The 905-nt window shown below is 58.9% G+C and carries 1 protein-coding gene; it reads left to right on the top strand.

Annotated features, from left to right (window positions below):
• Positions 1 to 232: 232 nt before the first annotated feature.
• The gene (locus F7R02_RS25640; RefSeq protein WP_235857382.1) at positions 233 to 733 is read left to right on the top strand and encodes a hypothetical protein; all 501 of its coding nucleotides are present in this window, start codon (positions 233 to 235) and stop codon (positions 731 to 733) included.
• Positions 734 to 905 lie beyond the last annotated feature (172 nt).

Below are 905 nucleotides of genomic sequence, written 5' to 3'. Positions count from 1 at the left end.
ACCCTCGACGACCAGGGTGAGGCGCAGACATGAAGGCGATCACGGACCCGCATGGAGGATCGGCAGAAGGTTGTGAAAAATTTCTGTGCTGACAGCGAGTTAGCTCACTTTTGGCTGTTTTTTACACGAATCCCTGCCGACCCTCAACATCTGCGGGCTGACCCTCGACCAACCATTCGCCATGCGGTTGCCGTGACGCCGTTTGGTCATCGCTCTTAACAGAGGAAAAGAAATGAACCACCCAGCGAACTACCCGCGGCTTTATGCGCCGACCGGGCCGGCTGCCATGATCCTGCCCTGCGTCATCCTCGGGCCCTTGGGCATGCTGTTGTTTGGAGCAGGCCTCGACGCTGTCTTCAAGACCCAGCAGCTGATGGGCTTGGTCTACTGCGCAGGTGGGCTGCTGATCGCCGGCTTCCTGGTGTTCTGCCTGATGCTGCACATCCGCGCCCAGCAGGTCTGGGCTTGGCATGTCAGGACCGGTCGCATTCCCTACTTTCGCAAAGGCGGGTTCCTTAAAGGTGCGCTCGTGGGCGGCGGGTTGGGGCTTGCAGCGGTCTTCGGTTGCGCGGTGCTTGGCTGGAAGTTCGCAGAACATCGGGTCTACGGTGAGGTCGCTACGGCTGCCTTCTACCTCGCGTTCTTGTGGGGCAGCGTGATCGTGGTGGCTCCAGCGCTCATCGTTGGCTGGGCGCGGCGGGCATGGGATCGCACGGCCGTGCCACCAACCTGATTATCAGCTTTCGAACTCTTTCCAATATGGTTTCCAGCCGAAAACTGATACGCCCAGGATTTCTTAGACATCTCAAGGCCATGGAAAATGGCTGATTCGGAGGTGTCCATGAGCAGTAAGCGGTATACGGATGAGTTCAAGATCGAGGCGGTCCGGCAAGTGACCGATCGTG

The sequence above is a fragment of the Xanthomonas cissicola genome (assembly GCF_008801575.1).
GTDB lineage: Bacteria > Pseudomonadota > Gammaproteobacteria > Xanthomonadales > Xanthomonadaceae > Xanthomonas > Xanthomonas cissicola.
Note: the sequence above shows the minus strand (reverse complement) of the source record. Positions and strands in the feature narration are given on the sequence as shown.